This is a genomic window from Lysobacter humi (ex Lee et al. 2017) (assembly GCF_054781815.1).
In genome coordinates, this window is the sequence record NZ_BAAGTR010000012.1 from 356,306 (window position 1) to 375,933 (window position 19,628).

Annotated in this window: 17 protein-coding genes; 13 read left to right on the forward strand and 4 right to left on the reverse strand. The window is 71.6% G+C overall.

Annotated elements, in window-relative coordinates; all coding sequences use genetic code 11:
* The first annotated feature begins 3 nt into the window (after window positions 1-3).
* On the forward strand, window positions 4-1,965 hold the full coding sequence (locus ACYVJJ_RS12700) for a pyridoxal phosphate-dependent decarboxylase family protein (protein WP_460834076.1): 1,962 nt from the start codon (window positions 4-6) through the stop codon (window positions 1,963-1,965).
* Between the two features lie 25 nt (window positions 1,966-1,990).
* Window positions 1,991-3,070 carry a GGDEF domain-containing protein gene (locus ACYVJJ_RS12705; RefSeq protein ID WP_460834078.1) on the forward strand — a complete coding sequence of 360 codons (1,080 nt, stop codon included), beginning with the start codon at window positions 1,991-1,993 and terminating at the stop codon, window positions 3,068-3,070.
* 1 nt (window position 3,071) lies between these two features.
* Here the strand turns inward: ACYVJJ_RS12705 and ACYVJJ_RS12710 are convergent, their stop codons facing one another.
* Complete coding sequence (locus ACYVJJ_RS12710) at window positions 3,072-4,280, reverse strand: alginate export family protein (protein WP_460834080.1); 1,209 nt, start codon at window positions 4,278-4,280, stop codon at window positions 3,072-3,074.
* Between the two features lie 209 nt (window positions 4,281-4,489).
* On the opposite strand from ACYVJJ_RS12710, the gene nirK reads away from it, so the two are divergent.
* The 3 genes from nirK to ACYVJJ_RS12725 all read left to right on the forward strand — a co-directional run bounded on the left by nirK (window position 4,490) and on the right by ACYVJJ_RS12725 (window position 7,179).
* Window positions 4,490-5,881, forward strand: coding sequence for a copper-containing nitrite reductase (gene nirK / locus ACYVJJ_RS12715; RefSeq protein WP_460834081.1), 1,392 nt, complete (start codon window positions 4,490-4,492; stop codon window positions 5,879-5,881).
* A 175-nt stretch (window positions 5,882-6,056) separates the two neighbouring features.
* Window positions 6,057-6,518: an azurin gene (gene azu / locus ACYVJJ_RS12720; protein ID WP_460834083.1), complete on the forward strand. Its 462-nt coding sequence runs from the start codon at window positions 6,057-6,059 to the stop codon at window positions 6,516-6,518.
* Between the two features lie 343 nt (window positions 6,519-6,861).
* A complete protein-coding gene (locus ACYVJJ_RS12725) occupies window positions 6,862-7,179 on the forward strand; it encodes a hypothetical protein (RefSeq protein ID WP_460834084.1) in 318 nt (105 codons plus the stop codon).
* Here ACYVJJ_RS12725 and ACYVJJ_RS12730 read toward each other — a convergent pair.
* The 3 genes from ACYVJJ_RS12730 to ACYVJJ_RS12740 form a co-directional block, all read right to left on the reverse strand.
* Window positions 7,166-8,395: a hypothetical protein gene (locus tag ACYVJJ_RS12730; protein WP_460834085.1), complete on the reverse strand. Its 1,230-nt coding sequence runs from the start codon at window positions 8,393-8,395 to the stop codon at window positions 7,166-7,168. The two genes, ACYVJJ_RS12725 and ACYVJJ_RS12730, sit on opposite strands and share 14 nt — an antisense overlap.
* The gene (locus ACYVJJ_RS12735; protein ID WP_460834086.1) at window positions 8,385-10,763 is read right to left on the reverse strand and encodes a TonB-dependent receptor; all 2,379 of its coding nucleotides are present in this window, start codon (window positions 10,761-10,763) and stop codon (window positions 8,385-8,387) included. The genes ACYVJJ_RS12730 and ACYVJJ_RS12735 overlap by 11 nt, the downstream gene beginning before the upstream one ends.
* A 93-nt stretch (window positions 10,764-10,856) precedes the next feature.
* Entirely contained in the window at window positions 10,857-11,204 is a 348-nt protein-coding gene (locus ACYVJJ_RS12740) for a DUF2946 family protein (protein WP_460834088.1), read from the reverse strand.
* Between the two features lie 479 nt (window positions 11,205-11,683).
* Here ACYVJJ_RS12740 and ccoN point away from each other — a divergent pair, with 479 nt between their 5' ends.
* From ccoN to ACYVJJ_RS12780, 8 genes are read left to right on the forward strand one after another with little or no spacing between them, the layout of a single operon-like run.
* A complete protein-coding gene (ccoN, locus tag ACYVJJ_RS12745; RefSeq protein WP_460834689.1) occupies window positions 11,684-13,102 on the forward strand; it encodes a cytochrome-c oxidase, cbb3-type subunit I in 1,419 nt (472 codons plus the stop codon).
* A gap of 10 nt (window positions 13,103-13,112) precedes the next feature.
* Window positions 13,113-13,727, forward strand: a complete 615-nt coding sequence (ccoO, locus tag ACYVJJ_RS12750; RefSeq protein WP_460834089.1) for a cytochrome-c oxidase, cbb3-type subunit II — start codon at window positions 13,113-13,115, stop codon at window positions 13,725-13,727.
* A gap of 1 nt (window position 13,728) precedes the next feature.
* The gene (locus tag ACYVJJ_RS12755) at window positions 13,729-13,869 is read left to right on the forward strand and encodes a cbb3-type cytochrome oxidase subunit 3 (RefSeq protein WP_460834091.1); all 141 of its coding nucleotides are present in this window, start codon (window positions 13,729-13,731) and stop codon (window positions 13,867-13,869) included.
* Window positions 13,866-14,813: a cytochrome-c oxidase, cbb3-type subunit III gene (gene ccoP / locus ACYVJJ_RS12760; protein ID WP_460834092.1), complete on the forward strand. Its 948-nt coding sequence runs from the start codon at window positions 13,866-13,868 to the stop codon at window positions 14,811-14,813. Before ACYVJJ_RS12755 ends, ccoP begins: the two co-directional genes overlap by 4 nt.
* Before the next feature lie 5 nt (window positions 14,814-14,818).
* Window positions 14,819-15,115, forward strand: coding sequence for a hypothetical protein (locus ACYVJJ_RS12765; RefSeq protein ID WP_460834093.1), 297 nt, complete (start codon window positions 14,819-14,821; stop codon window positions 15,113-15,115).
* 3 nt (window positions 15,116-15,118) lie between these two features.
* A complete protein-coding gene (locus ACYVJJ_RS12770; RefSeq protein WP_460834095.1) occupies window positions 15,119-16,660 on the forward strand; it encodes a 4Fe-4S dicluster domain-containing protein in 1,542 nt (513 codons plus the stop codon).
* Entirely contained in the window at window positions 16,657-17,163 is a 507-nt protein-coding gene (locus ACYVJJ_RS12775; protein WP_460834096.1) for a FixH family protein, read from the forward strand. The genes ACYVJJ_RS12770 and ACYVJJ_RS12775 overlap by 4 nt, the downstream gene beginning before the upstream one ends.
* Before the next feature lie 25 nt (window positions 17,164-17,188).
* Window positions 17,189-19,612, forward strand: coding sequence for a heavy metal translocating P-type ATPase (locus tag ACYVJJ_RS12780; RefSeq protein WP_460834097.1), 2,424 nt, complete (start codon window positions 17,189-17,191; stop codon window positions 19,610-19,612).
* Window positions 19,613-19,628: the final 16 nt, after the last annotated feature.

Here is a 19,628-nt window from a genome sequence, read left to right on the forward strand (position 1 = left end):
GCCGTGAGCGCACTCATCGATGACCTGCCCGGTCTCGACGCCACGCGCGCCGAGCACGAGCGCCGCACGCTCGACGCCTGCTTCCTCGGCCCCTATGGCGAGAACGACACGCTGCTGGAGAAGCTCGTCGTCGAGTTCCTGCGCGACCACGTCTACTGGCGCCGCAACTTCCATCCCGAGGATCCGCCCGCGATCCCGACCCGCGCCGCGCAGCATCGGGCGTACCAGGCCTTCGAGGCGCGGATGCGCCGCGAGCTGCACGCGCTGTCGGCGGCGCTCAAGCAGTCGGTGCCCTTCCACAGCCCGCGCTACATCGGGCACATGGCCTCCGACCTGCTGCTGCCGGGCCTCGCGGCGCAGATGCTCACGCTGCCCTACAACCCCAACAACGTCAGCGAGGACGCCGCGCCGGTCACCGTCGACCTCGAAGTACGCGTGGGCCTGCAGCTCGCGCGCATGTTCGGCTATCCGGACGATCCCGCGCGCGAGGACTGCGCCTTCGGCCACCTCACTTCGGGCGGCACGGTCGCGAACTACCAGGCGCTGCGCCTGGCGCTCGCGCTCAAGGCCTTTCCGGTCGCGCTGCGCGCCGCCGGCGTGCCGGACATCGACCTGCCCGATGACGACTGGGCCGCGTTCAACTGCGCGCCGCAGGCGTCGGTCGCGCTGCTGACGCGCTGGCGTGCGTGGCTCGCGACGCTCCCGGCCGCGGACCAGTCACGCTGGCGAGGCCGCGTCGAGGGCGAGCGCTGCGAACACCTCGGGCTCGTCGAATTCATCGCGCGGCACCCGCAGCTGGACGTGCCGGTCGTACTCGCGCCGATCACCGCGCACTACTCGTGGAGCAAGGGGATGAAGCTGCTCGGCCTCGGGCGCGCGCAGCTGCTCGCCGTGTCCGAGGCGGGCATGCGGCTGGACGCCGGCGCGCTCGAGGCGATGCTCGACGACTGCGCACGCGCCCACCTTCCCGTGCTGGCCTGCGTCGGGGTGCTCGGCACCACGGAATACGGCACCGTCGACCCGATCGACCGCATCGTCGCGCTGCGCGACACGTACACGGCGGCAGGCTTCGGTTTCAGCGTGCACGTCGACGCCGCCTGGGGGGGCTATCTCGCCACGCTGTTCCGCGAGCCCGACGGCCGCCTGCGCCCGCGCGAGGAGGTCGCCACCGAGTACGCGCGCTTCCCGCAGCCGCACGTGCACGCCGCCTTCGCCGCGCTCGCCGACGCCGACTCGATCACCGTCGACCCGCACAAGCTCGGCTACCTGCCCTACGGCGCGGGGGCCTTCGTCTGCCGCGACCACCGCGCCGTCGCGCTGCTGGCCGAGCAGGCCGACTACGTTTTCCACGGTGACGCGCCGGCCGACTACTTCGCACTGCCTCGCCGCCTCGGGCAGGTGATCCCTGAGGGCTCGAAGTCGTGCGCCGCGGCCGCGGCGGTGTATGTCACCCATCGCGTGCTGCCGCTCGACCATGCGCACTTCGGGGCGTTGCCCCGGCAGACGATCCGTGCGGCGGAAGCGTTCGAGGCGTGCGCCATGCATTTCGCCGCGAGGTGGGCCGGGCGCGTCGCGGTGACCGTGCCGTTCGCGCCGGACAGCAACCTGGTCTGCCTCGCGCTCAATCCCGCGGGCAATACCGACGTCGCCGTCGCGAACGCCTTCGTGCGCCGCCTCCACGACGAGCTGCGCTGCGATCCGCGCCAGCCGCTGCAGACGCGACGGTTCTTCGGCTCGGCCACAACGCTGCGCCCGGACGTGCTCGGCGAGGCCGCGCTGGCACCGATCCTCGCGCGGCTCGGCTTGGACGGCACCACCTTCGGCAGCGCCGGCGACGATGACCGCCTGATGATCCTCCGCCACACGCTGATGAACCCCTACCTCATCGACGAGGAGAACGGCATCAGCTATCTGCAGCTCTACTTCGACGATCTCGGCGAGCGCATCGCGCGGCTGCTAGGCTGACCGCCTCCGCGCGAACGGGGCACCGATGGACATCGCAGGCGACGCTGCCGCGCGCGGCAGGCTCGACATCCCGAACGTGGTGCGCGCGCGCGTGCTCGCACTCGCGCCCGTGCTCGCCGCACTCACCGTCGCCTGGGCCGTCCTCGACATCCTCGTGCTGCCGCGCGGCGGGATGCTTCCGGTCCTGGGCACGCGCCTGGCGATCGCGGCCGCGCTGCTGCTCATCGCGCGCTCGCGCCAACTGCCGACCGGCCTGCTGCTGCGGGCATTCCTGTGGGTGCAGGCGCTCGGCTACGGCCTGCTGCAGGCGTTGTTCCTGCCCGATGCCGACAGTGTGCTCGCGATCGGCTACGGCCTCGCGCCGTTCGTCATCGCCGCGCAGCTCGCGCTGTTCCCGCTGCGCTGGACGGAAGTGCTGCGGCTCGGGCTGGCGCCGCTGGTGGCGCTCGGCCTGGTGCATCGCGTGCACCTGCCGGAGATCGACGCGGGCATGTGGAGCGACGCCTGGTTGCTCGTGCTGCTGCTCGGCGTCGCCGCATGGACGTCGGATGCGCAGCGCCGGCTTCTCGTCGCGCTCGTCGGCGCGCGCGAGGACGCGGGCCGCGATCCGCTGACCGGCCTCGCCAACCGGCGCATGACGCTCGCGCGACTCGGCACCGAGCGCGAGCGCGCGCGTCGCCACGACAGCCCGCTGTCGCTGCTGATGCTGGACCTCGACCGCTTCAAGGCCGTCAACGACCGCTGGGGGCACCCGGCCGGCGACGTCGTGCTGCGCACCACCGCATCGGCGATCGCCGCCGAGCTGCGGGCCTGCGACCTCGGCGCGCGCTTCGGCGGCGAGGAGTTCCTCGTGCTGCTGCCGGATACCGCGGGCGACGACGCGGCGCGCGTGGCCGAGCGCATCCGTCGGCGCATCGCCGCGCTCGAGATCGATGTCGGCGAGGCGATGCTGCAGGTCACCGTGAGCATCGGCCTGGCGACGCTGCACGGCGACGAGGCCATCGAGGCGGCGATCGGCCGTGCGGATGCGGCGCTGTATCGCGCGAAGGCCGGCGGGCGCGACCGCGTCGTCGCCGACGACGCGGTCGCGGGGCTGCCGGCCTGAATCACTTCGCCGGCGACACCCACTCCAGCATCAGCCACCACTTGCGCGTGTCGCGCGCGAATGCGTCGGCCCGGTAGTCCGCGACCTTCGCCGTGGCGCGCCAGCCCGCGCGCACCGGCATCGACAGCGCGGCGTTCGCCTCGGTGCCGTAGCGCGCGCCGCCGGCGTCGGCCCGGTAGTCGTGCCAGGCGACCGACCATTCGAGCGCGCCTGCGCCGCGGCCGCGCAGCAGCGCGCCGTTCGCGGCGAGGTAGCGGTCGTCGAGGCCCGCGGCCGGCGTCACCAGGAACTTGTCCGCCCAGCCGTTGAACGCATGCAGTGTCGCGAAGGGCGTCTGCAGCGCATGGCGGCCGTCGCCGCCGAGGTGTTCCCAGCCTGCGCGCAGCGTGACCTGCGCGAGGGCGAGCGCGGGCTCGACCAGCCAGTAGGCATGCGAGAAGCCGAGCAGGTTGTCGGCGTGGTCGACCTGCCGCGCGGCCTCGGCGGTCAGCCCGACCAGGCGCGTGCCGGGCTTGGTGGCGAGCACGTAGCGCAGGCCGAGCGTGCGCGTGGATGCGGTGCGCACCTCCTCGTCCTCCACGGCATAGGCATAGGCGGCCACGCGATGCTCGCCACGCGCCCAGGCGGCATTGAGCAGGTGCCCGGCCAGGTCGCGCTCGCGCGCCAGCGGGTCGACCGCGTCGTCGCCATTGACGCGGTGCACGCGGTCGACGAAGGCATAGGTGACCGCGATTTCCTTCATGGGTCGCACGCCGACCGCGACCGCGTCGAACGTCTGCTCGTTCTGCCGCCAGCCGACGTTGCCGACCCAGCGCTGGTTGTCGAACAGGATGCGCTGCCGACCAACCGTCGCGTCTGCACGATCGCTCTTCCAGCGCAGCCAGGCCTGGTTGAGCTCGACGCCTTCGGGATCGACCACCGCGGGATACGCGGTCCGGCGGTTCGCCGTGGAGTTGTAGTCGTCGTCGGCAGCGGCGACGCCCTCGCCTTCGACGAGCGCTTCCCAGCCCGGCGCGATGCGCCAGCGCAGGCCGGCGCGAATGCGCAGCGTGGTGGCGTCGGCATCGCGTGCGAACGCGGCATCGTCGACGTGCTCATGGCGCAGTCGCGCATTCCATTCGAACGAAACAGGCGCGGCGTCGGCGGCCACGGCGGCGAGGGGAGCCGCCGCGAGGCAGGCAGCGAGCAGGCGGACGGGGAACGTAGGCATGTCGGATGTCCTTCGGGTTCGGCATAGGCTCCGCCGGGGATCGTTGCCACGCCTTGATGCAGATCAACGGCGTGATCGCGATGCGCGAATCCCGGACCGCGTCACGGATTCGCGCGGTCGTCGTCCAACTTGATCCAGATCAGGGTGCACGCCGTGACGGCTCCGTAACTTGGACACCGAACCGAACGACACTCAAATCGGAGCCTGCTGTGAAAAAGTCTACCCTCCTTCTCGCCATCGGCCTCGCGCTCGGCGGCCTCGCGCCGACCGCGGTGCTCGCGCAGCACGATGCGCACAAGTCCAGCAACGTCGCCCCCGTGGCCGACATCGTCTTCACCCTGCGCACCGAGATCGCCGACGGGAAGCTCGTCTTCATCGGCGAGACCGGCGCGATCAAGGGCCAGGTCAATCCCGACCTGCGCGTGCCGGAAGGCAAGGTCGTGCAGATCAACCTCGTGAACGGCGACGGTGCGCTCCACGACATCGCGGTGCCGGAGTTCGGCGCCAAGTCCGACCCGCTGTCGGACAAGGGCGCGTCCACCACGATCGTCTTCCGCCCGACCAAGTCCGGCACGTTCGAGTACTTCTGCACGATCCCGGGCCACAAGGCCGCCGGAATGGTCGGCAAGCTGATCGTCGGCAATGCCGTCGCCGCGACGAGCACCGCGCGCGAGATCGCGATGGACCCGAACAAGGTCGGCACGCCGGTTGGCGATCGCGCGGCGCGCAACCTCGAGTACTCGATGACCACCCGCGAGATCGAGGGCAAGCTCTCCGACGGCAGCACCTACCGCTACTGGACCTTCGACGACCGCGTGCCCGGGCCGCTCATGCGCATCCGCGAGGGCGACACCGTCAAGATCAACCTGACCAACGCACCGGACAGCGTGAACATCCACTCCATCGACTTCCACGCGGTCACCGGCCCCGGTGGCGGCGCGGCGGTCACGCAGGTGGCGCCCGGCCAGACCAAGAGCTTCACCTTCAAGGCGCTCAACCCGGGCCTGTACGTCTATCACTGCGCCACGCCGATGGTCGCGCACCACATCTCCAACGGCATGTACGGCCTGATCCTTGTCGAACCCGAGGGCGGCCTGCCCAAGGTCGACAAGGAGTTCTACGTGATGCAGGGCGAGCTCTACACCGCGCAGAAGCACGGCTCGAGCGGCCTGCAGGAGTTCTCGCTCGACAAGCTGCTGGACGAGAACCCCGAGCACATCACGTTCAACGGCTCGATGGACGCGCTCACCAAGACCTACAAGATGGAGGCCGACGTCGGCGAGACGGTGCGCATCTTCTTCGGCGTCGGCGGCCCGAACCTGACCTCGAGCTTCCACGTGATCGGCGAGATCTTCGACCGCGTCTACGACCTCGCCTCGCTGGAGACGCCGCCGCTGCGGGACGTGCAGACCACGCTGGTGCCGCCCGGCGGCGCGACGATGGTCGAGTTCAAGGTCGACTATCCGGGCAAGTACATCCTCGTCGACCACGCGCTATCGCGGCTCGAGAAGGGTCTGGTGGGCTTCCTGCACGTGAACGGCACGAAGGACGACGCGGTCTTCAAGACCGAACAGGGGCACGACCCGAACTCGGGCCACTGAGGTCCGCGCTCTCGCCGACGGCCACGCCCCCGGGCGTGGCCGTCGTCGTTTCTGAACCGATGCAAATGGATGCCTGCCGGCGTTCGCGAACTGATCCAGATCAAGGCGTGCCGCGCGTAGACCCGGAAACTACATATCACCGAGACACGACATACATCGAACTGGAGCTGCACACATGATCCGCATCAAACACGTCGCCGGCCTGCTCGTCCTGGGCGCCCTTGCCGGCTTCACGAACACCGCCACCGCCGCCGAGTGCAAGGCGACCCTCGACTCCAACGACGCCATGCAGTTCACCACCAAGGCGATCACGGTGCCGAAGAGCTGCAAGACGTTCACCGTCACCCTGCGCCATGTCGGCAAGCTGCCGGCCACGGTCATGGGCCACAACTTCGTGCTCGGCAAGACCGCGGACATCGCCGCGATCGCGACCGACGGCATGAAGGCCGGTGTCGCGGCGAACTACGTGAAGGCGGGCGACGCCCGGGTCGTCGCGTCGAGCAAGGTGATCGGCGGCGGGCAGTCCACCACCGTCACGATCCCGGTCGCCAAGCTGAAGGCCGGCGAGTCCTACACCTACGCCTGCACGTTCCCCGGGCACTCCTCGATCATGCGCGGCACGCTAACCGTGAAGTAAGGGGTCACCGGTCCGGCGCCGCAGGCGGCGGAATGCCCCGCGGGCGGCGCCCGGACCACCCCGAACGCCCGCAGCCTGCGGGCGTTCTCATTTGTGCCCGCGAAAGGGCTTCGCAACGCGCCCACACCCCCGTCGCGCACCGGCCGTGATCCACGTCAGGGCCCCGGAGGGCGCTGCGGACGAGGCTTCGAGCGTCCTCCCGTCGAGAACCGCCATGCAGCGCCCGATCCTCGCCCTCGTTTTTCTGACGGCCCTAGCAGCGCCCCCCGGCGCGCAGGCGACACCCCTCGCATACGGGGCCGCTGCGCGACCGGCACGCGCGGACGCCGCGCTCCGCGAGGCCATGGCTCGCGTGCGCGCGGCGGTCGACGCCTTCGAGCATGCGCGCCACGGGCACTTGGGGCCGGCGCAGGTGCGTGCGCTCGCCGACCATCTCGACGCGCAGGTCGCCCGCGTGCTCGCCGAATGCCGGCTGCCGCCCGCGGACGACGCATCGCTGCATGCGGTCCTGCGCCTGCTTCGCGAGGGCAGCCGCGCGATGCGCGCGACACCGGCCGACTTAACGCCGGTGGCCGCGATGGAGCGTGCGCTCGCGGACTATGCGCGCATGTTCGACGACCCGCCGCCCGCGGGCGGCGAGCGCCCCGTCATCGATCGCTGATCCGGCGGCCGCGCACGACCGGGCGGCCGCGTTCGACGTCCGTCCAGATGGCGTACAGCGCGTCCGCCGTCGCGGCGAGCCGCGGCATGCCGGCCGCACGGCCGCGCCCGGCGAGCGTGGCCAGGCGCACCGGTGCCGAAGCGGCCTCCGCGGCGTCGACACGGGCCAACCACAGCGACTGCCCGGCCGCGTCTTCGCGCAGCCAGACCGCGCGCGTCCGGCCCCGGTGCGTTGAAACGTCGACGCGCCCAAGCACCGCGGCATCGCGCTCCAGCGTGACGGGTGCAGCGAAGCGACGCCCGGCGTCGTCGCTCAGGGCGACGCGCACTTCGGGCACGCCGTTCGCCGCCGTGTACCAGGCGACCGCGACGCGCCCGCCGTCGGCCGCCACGGCGGGGCCGTTCACCGGGCAGCCCGGCATCGTCCAGCCGTCGCGATGCACGTCGCGCGGCGCGGCCGTCCTCGGCGCCGCGAGATGCACCACGCGGATGTCGCGCACCTCGGCGTCGCTGCGGTCGCGGTAGACGAGCAGCGGGCCACTCGCCGTCATCGCGACGTCGGTGTGGCAGCAGTCGCAGACCTTCGCATCGACCGCCGACTCGCCGTGCGCGCGAAGCGCCCCATCGAAGATCGCGCTGCGCAGCATCTGCGCGCCGTCGCTATGGGCATGGCCGGCCTTCGCGCGCCCATCCAGCCATGCGACGCCGAGGCGGTCGCGGCCCACCGGCCACATCGAGACGAAGCCGTGCTCGGTCGCGGTCGCATCGCGATGCACCGGCGCGGGACGCGACCACGTGGCGCCGCCGTCGGCCGAACGCGCGATCACGACGTCGCGTGCATGGCCGCCGGACGCCCCCTTGCGCATCCAGGTCGCCCACAGTGCGCCGTCGACGGTCTGGCGCACGTGCGGCGTGTCCATCGCATTTCCGAACCAGTCGCCCTGCGCGACGGTGCGCGGCGCGCTCCAGCCCGTGCCGCGCTGCCGCGCGAAGCGGAGCCGGCGCGAGGCGCCCTCGCCGTCCACCCAGGAGAGCAGCAGCGAGCCGTCGGGCGCCGGCGCGAGGTCGACGAGTGCGCCCTCGCGCACCGGCAGCGACCAGTCGCCGCCTTCCGGTCGCGATGCGGGCGGCGCGGACTGCGCGCCGAGCGCGAGCAGCAGCGCGACGGGCAGCATCGCCGTGGCGATCCGGCGTGCACGCATGCGGTCAATAGTCATAACGCACCTCCGCGGTCCACGTGCGTTGGTTGTACGGATGGAAGTTCCAGTAGGTGCGGTCTCCGAGGTTGTCCACGCCGACCGCCCCGCTCCAGTTCGCGTCATGGCGGTAGCGCACCCGCGCGTCGACCACGAGGAACGTGCTGGTGCCGGTGTAGGCATCGGCATGGGTGTCGCTGTTGTCGAGCGTGTTGAACTGCTCGCCGCTGTAGCGCACCGCGCCGGTGACGCTCCAGCGCTCGCCCGGGTGCCAGGTCGCGACCACGTTCGCGCGCCAGCGCGGCACGCGCGGCTGGTGCCGGCCCTCGCTCTGCGGGAACGCCGGATTCGAGGCGATCTCCGAATCGGTGAAGGTCGCGCTCGCGGTCACGTCGAGGTCGTCGAGGCCCACGCCGGTGAGCTCGGTTGCGAGCTCGAGGCCGTTCGTCTCGATGCGGTCGACGTTCTGAATCGTGCTCACCGTGCCGCCGGTACCCTGCAGGGTCTGCGAATAGAGGGCGTCACGCGTGGTCTCGTGGAACAGCGTGGCGCGCACGCGGCCGAGCGGGACCGACTGGATCCACGACAGCTCCGACGTCACCGAGCGCTCGGGGCGCAGGCCCGGGTCGTTGTTCACGATCGCATTGGTGGCGATCGAACCCTGGTAGAGCTCGCTCACGGTGGGAAAGCGCACGGCGCGCCCGACCGAGGCCTTGATCGACCAGTCGCCTTCGGAGCTGTACTTGAGCGCGGCCTTCGGCGAGACGGCGTCCTGCGAGCGCGTCGGGAACGCGAGCGTGCCGGTCGCGTTGCCGATGCGGCCGTCGCGGGCCTCCCACCGCTCCAGGCGCGCACCGAGGCTCAGCGTCCAGGTCGGGTCGATCGTCCAGGTGTCCTGCGCATAGAGGCTGCGCAGTTCGGTGGTCCCGCCGAACGAGGATGCACGCGACTCCGGCGCACCGTGGCGCCAGTCGGACGTGTTGGACACCTCGGTCTCGAGGTCGAAGCGGTCGGCCTGGGCGCCGAACTCCACTACGTGCACGGCGTCGGGCTTCCAGGTGACGTGCGCGGTGGCCGTGGTCCAGCCGGTGCCTTCGCCGTCGGCGATGCGGCCCGCGCCGCCCTCGCGCGCGGCCGGCAGCGCGACCAGCGGCGAGCGCACGCGGTCGCGTGCGTAGTCGAAGCGGCTGGCGGCGAGCGTCCAGGTCCATTTGCCGCGGCCGTGCTTCTTCAGCGTGAGGCCTTGCATGCGGTGGGCGAACTCGGCCTCCTGCAGCGAGATCGCGGTCGCCGGCAGCGCGTAGCGGCGGCCGTCGATCACCACGGGGCCGCTGTAGACCGCATTGCCGGCGGCGTCGCGCAGGTAGCTCTCGGCATCGCGCGAGGCGTCGTTGTCCCAGCCGCCGAAGACGTACGACAGGCGCAGGTCATCGACGACATCAAAGGCGAGCTTCAGCGTGCCCTGCGTCTGCTGCGTGTCGACCCTGCCGCCGCTGCCGACGAGGTACCACGGCTGGCCGCGTGGATTGGCCTCGAGGATCGCGCCGGTGACGGGCGTGCCGGTGCCGGCGGTGCCGGACGCGACGGGCAGCGTGGCGAAGGTGATCGGATGGGATTCGCTGTCGAGCCGGCCGAGCGCGATGCGCGCCGCGAACCGGCCCCAGCGCTGGCCGAGCGAGACGCTCGCATGCGTGGCGTCGAAGCGGTCGCTGCGGCCGTGCAGGTCGAACTCCTCGACCGAGTAGCCGAGCTTGGCATGCGCCTCGAAGCGGTCCGGCATGCGCGTGACGTAGTCGACCACCGCGCCGACGGAATTGCCCGAGTAAGCGGCGGAGAATGGCCCGTAGAGCACGTCGACGCGCTCGATCTCCTCCGGATTCACCAGGCCCCAGCGCGGTGCGAAGGTGGCGCCGTTGCCGAGCAGGTTCGACAGCAAGATGCCGTCGGCATAGACCAGCGAGCGCGCGCTGTTGCCGGTGCCGGACGCGCGCGTGGCGAGCACGGCATGGTCGTAGTCGCCGATGTAGCGCTTGCGCACCAGCAGGCTCGGCAGGTACTTGAGCGCGTCCTGCGCATCGGTGCAGTTCACCTTATCGGCGATCTCCTGCCGGGTGATGCCTTCGAACGTGGTCGGGATGCGCGTGGGCAGCGAGGTGAGCTTGACGCCGCGCACCAGCACGCGGTCGAGCAGCCGCTCCGGGGCGGCGGCCGGATCGGGAGCGGCCCCATCGGCCGGGGACGCGGCGAGCGGCGCGTCGGCGGTGGCCGGCGGCGGGACGGCGGTGGCGTCGGCGGCGGTCGCGGCGAACGTGGCTGGGCTGGCGAGGAGCGCACCGACGAGCACGGCGAGCGGGGCGCGGCGGGGAAGAGCGGAGGTCTTGGGGTTCATGGTCGCGATTCGCGGGGACGAGCGGGCCCGCCGGGCGCGATGCGCCGGATCGGTGTCGTCGGAAAACGGATGCGGCGCGGGCCGCGGTGGGGTCTAGGCGCGGCCGGCGGCCGGCGGCCCCCGCGATCCCGCCGCGCGATGGCGCGCGGCCAGGCGCGGCATCGCCGCGCTGCGGACAGCACCGGCGCGTGGGGCGGCGACGTGGTGGATCGACGCGACCGACGCCGGCAGGTCCGCGCCCCCTAGCACGAGGCAGTAGTCGCAGTCCGCCCCGTCGTGCGAGGCCGGCATGCCGTCGTCGACGTCGTGCAGCGCATGCGAGGCCATCGCATTGGTCGCGGACGCCTGCGCGATGCGTCCTGCCGCCGGAAGCACGACGAGCAGCAGCATCGCCAGGAGGGCGAGCAGTGCGGCGCGGCGGCGGCGGCGGGACATCGTCATGGCGCCAGTTTCCGCATCCCTGCTCACCGCGCCTTGATGCGGATCAATCCGGCGGCACGGATCGCGATGTCGTGGCGCGCGTCACGCTCGCACTGCAAATGTCGCCCGCGGCCCGTACGCGCGACCGGCGCCAGACTCCCGACGACGATGCGGTGGAGCGCGCTTGAAGGCACGGGAACCGGCCGTCCACGGTCCGGCGGTGGCGCGCGGCCGCCCTGTCTAGGATGCGCGGCCCGGCCACGGCCCGAGCGTTGCCGGGCATCCGCGCCCGGCCGCAGCGCGTCGAACTTCCACGCTATTGCCTGAATCCGCCACGCCCTCCGACAGCACTTGATCTGGATCAAGTCCACGGTGAAGGCGATGTCGAGAATGGGCGCGTGGCTCCGAATCCTTCTCTCCAGGTCTCCTCCATGACCGTTCTCGATCCTGCCGTCGTTCCGGCGGCCGATGCCGCGCGCGCCGCGCCGGCCAAAAAAGCTGTGCCGGCGACCTACAACGACCGCGTGGTCCTGCAGTTCTCGCTCGCGACGGTTCTCTGGGGCATCGTCGGCATGGCGGTGGGCGCGTTCATCGCGGCGCAGCTTTACTGGCCGGCGCTGAGCTTCGACCTGCCGTGGCTGAGCTACGGCCGCATCCGGCCGCTGCACACCAATGCGGTGATCTTCGCCTTCGGCGGCTGCGCCTTGATGGCGACCAGCCTGCACGTGGTGCAGCGCACCTGCGGCGTGCGGCTGATCTCCGACCGGCTCGCCTCGTTCGTGTTCTGGGGCTGGCAGGCGGTGATCCTGTCCGCCGCGATCACGCTGCCGCTGGGCCTGACGCAGGGTAAGGAATACGCCGAGCTCGAGTGGCCGATCGACATCCTGATCACCGTCGTCTGGGTCGCGTATGCGGTGCTGTTCTTCGGCACGATCATGAAGCGCACGGTCAAGCACATCTACGTGGCCAACTGGTTCTACGGCAGCTTCATCATCGCCGTAGCGCTGCTGCACATCGTCAACAACATTGCGATCCCCGTCGGCCCGTTCAAGTCGTATCCGGTGTACTCCGGCGCGGTCGACGCGATGGTGCAGTGGTGGTACGGCCACAATGCGGTCGGCTTCTTCCTCACCGCCGGCTTCCTCGGGATGATGTACTACTTCGTGCCGAAGCAGGCCGGCCGCCCGGTGTATTCGTACCGCCTATCGATCGTGCACTTCTGGGCGCTGATCGCCGTCTACATGTGGGCCGGCCCACACCACCTGCAGTACACCGCGCTGCCGGACTGGGCGCAGTCGCTGGGCATGGTGTTCTCGCTGATCCTGCTGGCGCCCTCGTGGGGCGGCGCGATCAACGGCGTGCTGACGCTGTCGGGCGTCTGGCACAAGCTGCGCACCGATCCGATCCTGAAGTTCCTCGTCGTCTCGCTGTCGTTCTACATGATGGCGACGTTCGAGGGGCCGATGATGTCGATCAAGACGGTCAACTCGCTGAGCCACTACACCGACTGGACGGTCGGCCACGTGCACGTCGGTGCGCTGGGCTGGGTGGCGATGATCTCGATCGGCGCGATCTACGCGCTGATCCCGAAGCTGGTCGGCCACACCTCTATGCATTCGGTCAAGGCGATCGACACGCACTTCTGGCTGCATACGATGGGCGTGGTGCTCTACATCGTCGCGATGTGGATCGCCGGCGTGATGCAGGGCCTGATGTGGCGTGCCACCAACGACGACGGCACGCTGACCTACAGCTTCGTCGAAGCGCTCAATGCCACGTATCCCTACTACCTGATCCGCCTCGGCGGGGGCCTGCTGGTGGTCGCCGGCATGGTGCTCATGGGCTGGAACGTGCTGAAGACGATCGCGCCGCAGCGCGAGCCCGCGGCGGCGCCGCTGCCGGCCGCCGCGCGCGCCTGAGGATTCCGAGATGAGCAAGTCGCACGAGAAAGTCGAGAAGAACGTCGGCCTGATGGCCGTGCTGATCGCGGTGGTGGTGAGCTTCGGCGGCCTCGCCGAGATCGTGCCGCTGATGAACCAGGCCGAGGCGATCCAGCCCCTGCCGGGCGTCGAGCCGTATCCCGCGCTCGAGCTGGCGGGCCGCGACGTCTACGTGCGGGAAGGTTGCTACAACTGCCACTCGCAGATGGTGCGCACACTGCGCTTCGAGACCGAGCGCTACGGCCACTACTCGCTCGCCGGCGAGTCGGTCTACGACCGCCCCTTCCAGTGGGGCTCCAAGCGCACCGGTCCGGACCTCGCGCGCGTCGGCGGCCGCTATTCGGACGACTGGCACCGCGTGCACCTGCTCGATCCGCGCGCGGTGGTGCCGGAGTCGAACATGCCAGGCTTTCCCTACCTGGATACCGCCGAGCTCGACGGCACGCAGGTCAAGCGCCGCATGCAGGCGCTGAAGACGCTCGGCGATCCCTACACGCAGGCCGATCTCGACGGCGCCGCCAAGGCGGTCGAGGGCAAGACCGAGCTCGACGCCGTGGTCGCCTATCTGCAGGCGCTCGGCAAGCACGCGCCGCGAGGAGGCTGAGATGGTGTCGGGGATCGTGACGGGGTTGCTGCTGGTGCTGTTCGTCGGCGGCTGGATCTGGTTGTGGCGACCGGCGCGCAGGCCGGAGCTCGACGCGGCGGCGCGCCTGCCGCTGGATGAGGACGGGGAGGACGCGCGATGAGCGCCGGATGGTCGTGGTTCGTGATCGCGCTAGTGGTGCTCAACATCGCCGGCTGCGTGTGGCTGCTGTGGTGGACGGCGAAGCGCCGGCCGGGCGATCCCGCGCCGACGGACACCTCGCACATCTGGGACGAGGACCTCACCGAGTACAACAAGCCGTTGCCTAGGTGGTGGATCAACCTCTTCTACCTGACCATCGCGTTCTCGGTCGGCTACATCGTCTGGTACGGCGGGCTCGGGCACTACGACGGAACGGCGGGCTGGTCGTCGGCGAAGGAACATGCGCTCGAGAAGTCGAAGCAGGACGCGCGCTTGAAGGAGACGTTCGCGCAGTACGACGGGCAGCCGATCTCCGCGCTCGCCGGCGACACGCGTGCGGTCGCGCTCGGCCGTTCGATCTTCAACAACACCTGCGCCACCTGCCATGGCTCGGCCGCGCAGGGCGCGGTCGGCTATCCCGACCTCACCGACGACATCTGGCACTGGGGCGGCGAGCCCGAGCAGGTGCTCGCCACCGTGCTCGACGGCCGCGAAGGCCTGATGCCCGAATGGGGCAAGGTGCTGACCGGCATGGGCGGCGAGCACGCGGTCGACTTTGTTGCGAGCTACGTCATGGCGCTCGGCGATGCGAAGGCGATGGACAACAACTACATGGCCTCGCAGGGCAAGAAGCTCTACGAGGGCGTCTGCATCGCCTGCCACGGCGCCGACGGCACCGGAAATGCCGCGATGGGCGCGCCGAGCCTCGTCGATGACTACTGGCTCTACGGCGACAGCAAGCAGGCGATCGTGCAGTCCATCGCGAAGGGCCGCCACGGCGTCATGCCGGCGCACCGCGAACTGCTCGGCGAGACCCGCTCGCGCCTGGTCGCGGCCTATGTTTGGTCGCTGTCGAACGCACCGAAGGCCGGCGGCAGCGCGTCGACCGCGCCGGCCGCGCGCTGAGCCGCATGACGACGCCGCTGCCCGTGTTCGACCACCCGCCCCGCCCGATGGCGCAGCGGCTGGGCGCGATCCTGTGGCCGAGCTTCTTCGCGGCCGGCGTCTGCACGATGGTGTTCTTCGCCTACGTCGACCCGCTGGCGCTGCGCGACCTCACCTTCCCGCGGCTCGCGCTCACCCGCGAGCTCGGCTACACGGTCGGCTTCTTCGTCTTCTGGCTCGCGACCGCGTCGTCGAGCCTGTTCACCTGGATCCTGCTGCGCCCCGCGCGCCGCTCCAACCGCCCGCTCCCGGCGGGCCGCTGAGCCATGAGCCGTCGAATCCCGCTCGAGGTCGTCGAGGCCCCGACCTCGCTGTACGTCAGCGAGACGAAGATCTACCCGCGCAGCATCGCCGGCCGGCTCGCGTCGCTGCGCGTGGCGGCGGTGGTGTGGCTGCTCGGCATGTTCTACGTCGGCCCGTGGCTGCGCTGGGACGGCCGCCAGGCGGTGCTGTTCGACCTGCCCGCACGCAAGTTCCACATCCTCGGCCTGACGTTCTGGCCGCAGGACTTCCTCTTCCTCGCGCTGCTGCTGATCATCGCCGCGCTCGCGCTGTTCTTCTTCACCGCGCTGGCCGGCCGCCTGTGGTGCGGCTATGCCTGCCCGCAGACGGTGTGGACGGAAGTGTTCCTGTGGATGGAAGCCTGGGCCGAGGGCGACCGCGGCAGGCGGATGAAGCTCGATGCCGGCCCGTGGACGCGCGAGAAGCTGCTGCGCAAGGGCGCGAAGCACGCCCTGTGGGGCGCGTTCGCGCTGTGGACGGGCTTCACCTTCGTCGGCTTCTTCACGCCGATCGCCGATCTCGGCGCGCGCCTCGTCCCGTTCGGCTGGGGCGGCTGGGAGACGTTCTGGGTGCTGTTCTACGCGCTCGCCACGTGGGGCAATGCAGGCTTCTTGCGTGAGCAGGTCTGCAAGTACATGTGCCCCTATGCGCGCTTCCAGAGCTCGATGTTCGATCGCGACACCTTGATCATCGCCTACGACCCGATGCGCGGCGAGCCCCGCGGCCCGCGCCGGCGGTCGCTGCGCAGCGTGCTCGAGCGCGGCCGCGGGCTGATCGGGCAGGTCGCCGCCTACGACCTCGTGTTCCGCGCCGGCGGCCACACCACCGCGGCCGACAACCGCGCGCTCGCCATGGGCGTCGAGCCGTCCGTGCTCGAGGCCGAACGCGAGCCGCTGCCGAAGTTCGCGCCGGACGACCTCGGCGACTGCGTGGACTGCACGATCTGCGTGCAGGTCTGCCCGACCGGCATCGACATCCGCAACGGCCTGCAGTACGAGTGCATCGCCTGCGGCGCGTGCATCGACGCCTGCGACGACGTGATGGGCAAGCTCGGCTACCCGAAGGGCCTGATCCGCTACACCACGCAGAACGCGGTCGATGGCCGCCCGACTCGCGTGGTGCGCCCCCGCGTGCTGGTCTACGGCGCCGCGCTGCTCGTCCTGTGCGCGGCCTGGGGCCTCGGCGTGGCCTCGCGCGCGCCACTGATCGTGGAGGTCCTGCGCGACCGCAACGCGCTCTACCGCGTCGTCGGCGACGGCACGGAGAACACCTACACCCTCAAGATCGTCAACAAGACCGACACGCCACAGCGCTACCGCGTGCGCGTCGCCTCCGACGCGGCCGGGCTCGCGCTGCTCGGCGTCGACGCGAGTGTCGCGGTTGAGGCGCAGCAGGTGTTCGCCCTGCCGGCGACCGTGCGCGCCCCGGCGGCCGTGCGCGGCCGCGTGCCGGTGCGCTTCACCGTCGAGGCCACCGACGGCAACGCGCGCGAATCCATCGACAGCAGCTTCTTCGGACCGCCATGACCCCCGAGCACCGCTCTGCCTGGCGCGTCCCCGCCGTCTGGCTCGTCGCCGGCATCCCCGTCGCCGCGATCGTCGCCGGCGTCGGGCTGGTGATCGTCGCGATGCGCCAGCCGAACGACGCGATCGGCGACCGCGTGCAGCGCACCGCGCAGATCCAGGTCGCCGACCTCGGCGCCGACGAGCAGGCTCGGCGCACGGGCCTGCGTGCGCTGCTGCGCGTGGAGTACGGCGTCGTCGAGGCGCTGCCGATCGCCGGCGCTTTCGATCGCGGGCGGCCGCTCGTGCTCAGCCTGCGCCATCCCGCACGGGCCGCGGAGGACCGCCGCGTCGAGCTCGCGCCGACCGCGCTCGGCTGGCGCGCGCAGGCCGCGGTCGACGCCTCGCACGACTGGCTCGTGGAGCTCGCGCCGGCCGACGGTCGCTGGCGCCTGCTCGGCCGGCTGCCGAAGGGTCAGCACGCGGTCGCCCTGCAGCCGGCGCTCCAATCCGGGCGCACCGACTGAGCGCGAAGCGTCGCGCCCGCCTTCCATGGACCCCGTCATCGCCCCCACCGGCTGCTTCCACTGCGGCGAGCCACTGCCCGCGCGGCCCGCACAGGTCGAGCTCGACGGCGCGCCGCGCGCCTTCTGCTGCGACGGCTGCGCGGCGGCGGCGCGCTGGATCCGCGAGGCGGACCTCGCCGACTACTACCGGCTGCGCAGCGACACCGCGTCGCGCGTCGGCACCGCGCCCGTCGACTTCTCGGCCTGGGATCGCGAGGACGTCGTCGCCGGCCACGCGCGCGACGTCGACGGCGGGCGCGAGATCACCGTCCTCAGCGACGGCATGCGCTGCGCGGCCTGCGCCTGGCTGATCGATCGCGCGCTCTCGCGCGAGGCCGGCGTGCTCGACGTCGGCGCGAACGCCGTCACCGGCCGCATCCGGCTGACCTGGGATCCGTCGCGCACGCCGCTGTCGCGCGTCCTCGGCCGCCTGGCCTCGCTGGGCTACGCGCCCTACCTCGCGGGGGGCGAGGCGGGCGAGCAGGCCCGTCGTCGCGAGCGCGGCCGCGCGCTGCTGCGCCTCGGGATCGCGAGCCTCGGTGCGATGCAGGCGATGATGTTCGGCGAGGCGCTCTACCTCGACACCGACGGCAGCATGCCGGTCGCCACGCGCGACTTCCTGCGCTGGATCACCTTCCTCGTCTCCACGCCGGTCGTGTTCTACGCCGGCTGGCCGTTCCTCGAGGGCGCTTGGCGCGAGCTGCGCGAGCGCCGGCTCGGCATGGACGTGCTCGTCGCCACGTCGACGCTGCTCGCCTACTTCGCCAGCGTGGCCGAGACGGTGCGCGGCGGCGTGCACGTCTGGTACGACGCCGCGGTGATGTTCGTCTTCCTGCTGCTCGCGGCGCGTACGCTCGAGGAGCGCGCGCGCCGCGTCGCAAGCGCGCAGGTCGACGCGCTCGCGCGTGCGCGTCCCGTGCTGGCGACGCGCGAGCGCGACGACGGCGCGCGCGAGACGGTACCCGCGGTCGCGCTGCGTGTCGGCGACATCGCACACGTGGCCGCCGGCGAGCCGGTGCCGGCCGACGGCCAGCTGCTCGACACGTCGGCCCGCTTCGAGGAGGCGCTGCTGACCGGCGAGCCGCATGCGGTCGAGCGCGCCCCCGGGGAGACCGTCTACGCGGGCACGCTCTGCCGCGATCGCCCAGCGCGGCTGCGCGTCACGCGGATCGGCGCGGACACGCGCCTGTCGGAACTCGCGCGGCTGGTTGAGCAGGCGCAGGCCCACCGCCCTCGCCTCGCGCAGATCGCCGACCGCATCGCCGGCGTGTTCGTGATCGCGATGCTCGCGGTGGCGGTCGCCACCTACCTCGTCTGGCGCGCGTACGAGCCGTCGCGTGCGCTCGAAGTCACGCTCGCGGTCCTCGCGATCTCTTGCCCGTGCGCGCTGTCGTTGGCGATCCCGGCCGCACTCGCGGCGGTGCACGGCGCCCTCGCGCGGATCGGCCTGCTCGCGACCGGACCCGATGCGCTCGATCGCCTCGCGCGTGCCACCGACGTCGTCTTCGACAAGACCGGCACGCTGACCAATAGCCAGCCCGCACTCGGCGAGGTCGAGACCTACTGCGACCTCGATGCGGGCACCACGCTGCGGATCGCCGCGGCGCTCGAGCGCGGCAGCACGCATCCGCTCGCGGCGGCGTTCGCGGACGTTGCCGACGCGCCGTCGGCCCACGCGGTGCGGCTGGTCGCGGCGCAGGGGCTCGAGGGCCACGTCGAGGGGCGCGCATGGCGCCTCGGCCGCGCGGGGTTCGCCGCGTCGCGCGTGGACGACGAAGCGCTCTGGCTCGGCGACGGCCGCGGGCCGGCCGCGCGCTTCACGGTGCGCGAGGCGCTGCGGCCCGAAGCCGCATCGGCACTGGATGCGCTGCGCGCGCTGGGCCTGCGCCTGCACCTCGCCAGCGGTGATGCGCAGGCGCGTGTCGAACGCGTCGCCGCCGAGCTCGGCATCGCAGCGCCGCGTGCACGGCAGACGCCCGAGGACAAGCTCGCTCTCGCGCGCGCCCTGCAGGCCGAGGGCCGCGTCGTCGCGATGGTGGGCGACGGGCTCAACGATGCGCCGGTGCTGGCCGGCGCCGACGTCTCGATCGCCATCGGCAGCGGCGCCGCGCTCGCGCAGCGCGCCGCCGACTACGTGCTCGCCGCGGGCTCCCTCTCGCGCCTCGCACAGGCGGTCGACCTCGCGCGCCGCACGCGCCGGATCATCCGCCAGAACCTCGCCTGGGCGCTCGGCTACAACGTGCTCGCCCTGCCCGCGGCCGTACTGGGCCACGTGCCGCCGTGGATCGCCGCGCTCGGCATGGCGGCGTCGTCGCTGGTGGTCACGCTCAATGCGCTGCGGCTCGGCCGCCGGCCCCGCGAAAGCGCCCTGCCGCATGCGGCGTACCGCAGCGCGGAGAAGGCAGCATGAGGACGGCCCTATGCAT

Excerpts from the sequence above, each read along its gene's own strand:
- ccoP (WP_460834092.1), top strand. The coding sequence starts at position 13,866 with ATGAGCGCCGGATGGTCGTGGTTCGTGATCGCGCTAGTGGTGCTCAAC.
- ACYVJJ_RS12710 (WP_460834080.1), bottom strand. The coding sequence starts at position 4,280 with ATGCCTACGTTCCCCGTCCGCCTGCTCGCTGCCTGCCTCGCGGCGGCT.
- ACYVJJ_RS12735 (WP_460834086.1), bottom strand. The coding sequence starts at position 10,763 with ATGAACCCCAAGACCTCCGCTCTTCCCCGCCGCGCCCCGCTCGCCGTG.
- ACYVJJ_RS12730 (WP_460834085.1), bottom strand. The coding sequence starts at position 8,395 with ATGACTATTGACCGCATGCGTGCACGCCGGATCGCCACGGCGATGCTG.
- ACYVJJ_RS12765 (WP_460834093.1), top strand. The coding sequence starts at position 14,819 with ATGACGACGCCGCTGCCCGTGTTCGACCACCCGCCCCGCCCGATGGCG.
- ACYVJJ_RS12740 (WP_460834088.1), bottom strand. The coding sequence starts at position 11,204 with ATGACGATGTCCCGCCGCCGCCGCCGCGCCGCACTGCTCGCCCTCCTG.
- ccoO (WP_460834089.1), top strand. The coding sequence starts at position 13,113 with ATGAGCAAGTCGCACGAGAAAGTCGAGAAGAACGTCGGCCTGATGGCC.
- ACYVJJ_RS12770 (WP_460834095.1), top strand. The coding sequence starts at position 15,119 with ATGAGCCGTCGAATCCCGCTCGAGGTCGTCGAGGCCCCGACCTCGCTG.
- ACYVJJ_RS12755 (WP_460834091.1), top strand. The coding sequence starts at position 13,729 with ATGGTGTCGGGGATCGTGACGGGGTTGCTGCTGGTGCTGTTCGTCGGC.
- ACYVJJ_RS12780 (WP_460834097.1), top strand. The coding sequence starts at position 17,189 with ATGGACCCCGTCATCGCCCCCACCGGCTGCTTCCACTGCGGCGAGCCA.
- ACYVJJ_RS12725 (WP_460834084.1), top strand. The coding sequence starts at position 6,862 with ATGGCTCGCGTGCGCGCGGCGGTCGACGCCTTCGAGCATGCGCGCCAC.
- azu (WP_460834083.1), top strand. The coding sequence starts at position 6,057 with ATGATCCGCATCAAACACGTCGCCGGCCTGCTCGTCCTGGGCGCCCTT.
- ACYVJJ_RS12775 (WP_460834096.1), top strand. The coding sequence starts at position 16,657 with ATGACCCCCGAGCACCGCTCTGCCTGGCGCGTCCCCGCCGTCTGGCTC.
- ACYVJJ_RS12705 (WP_460834078.1), top strand. The coding sequence starts at position 1,991 with ATGGACATCGCAGGCGACGCTGCCGCGCGCGGCAGGCTCGACATCCCG.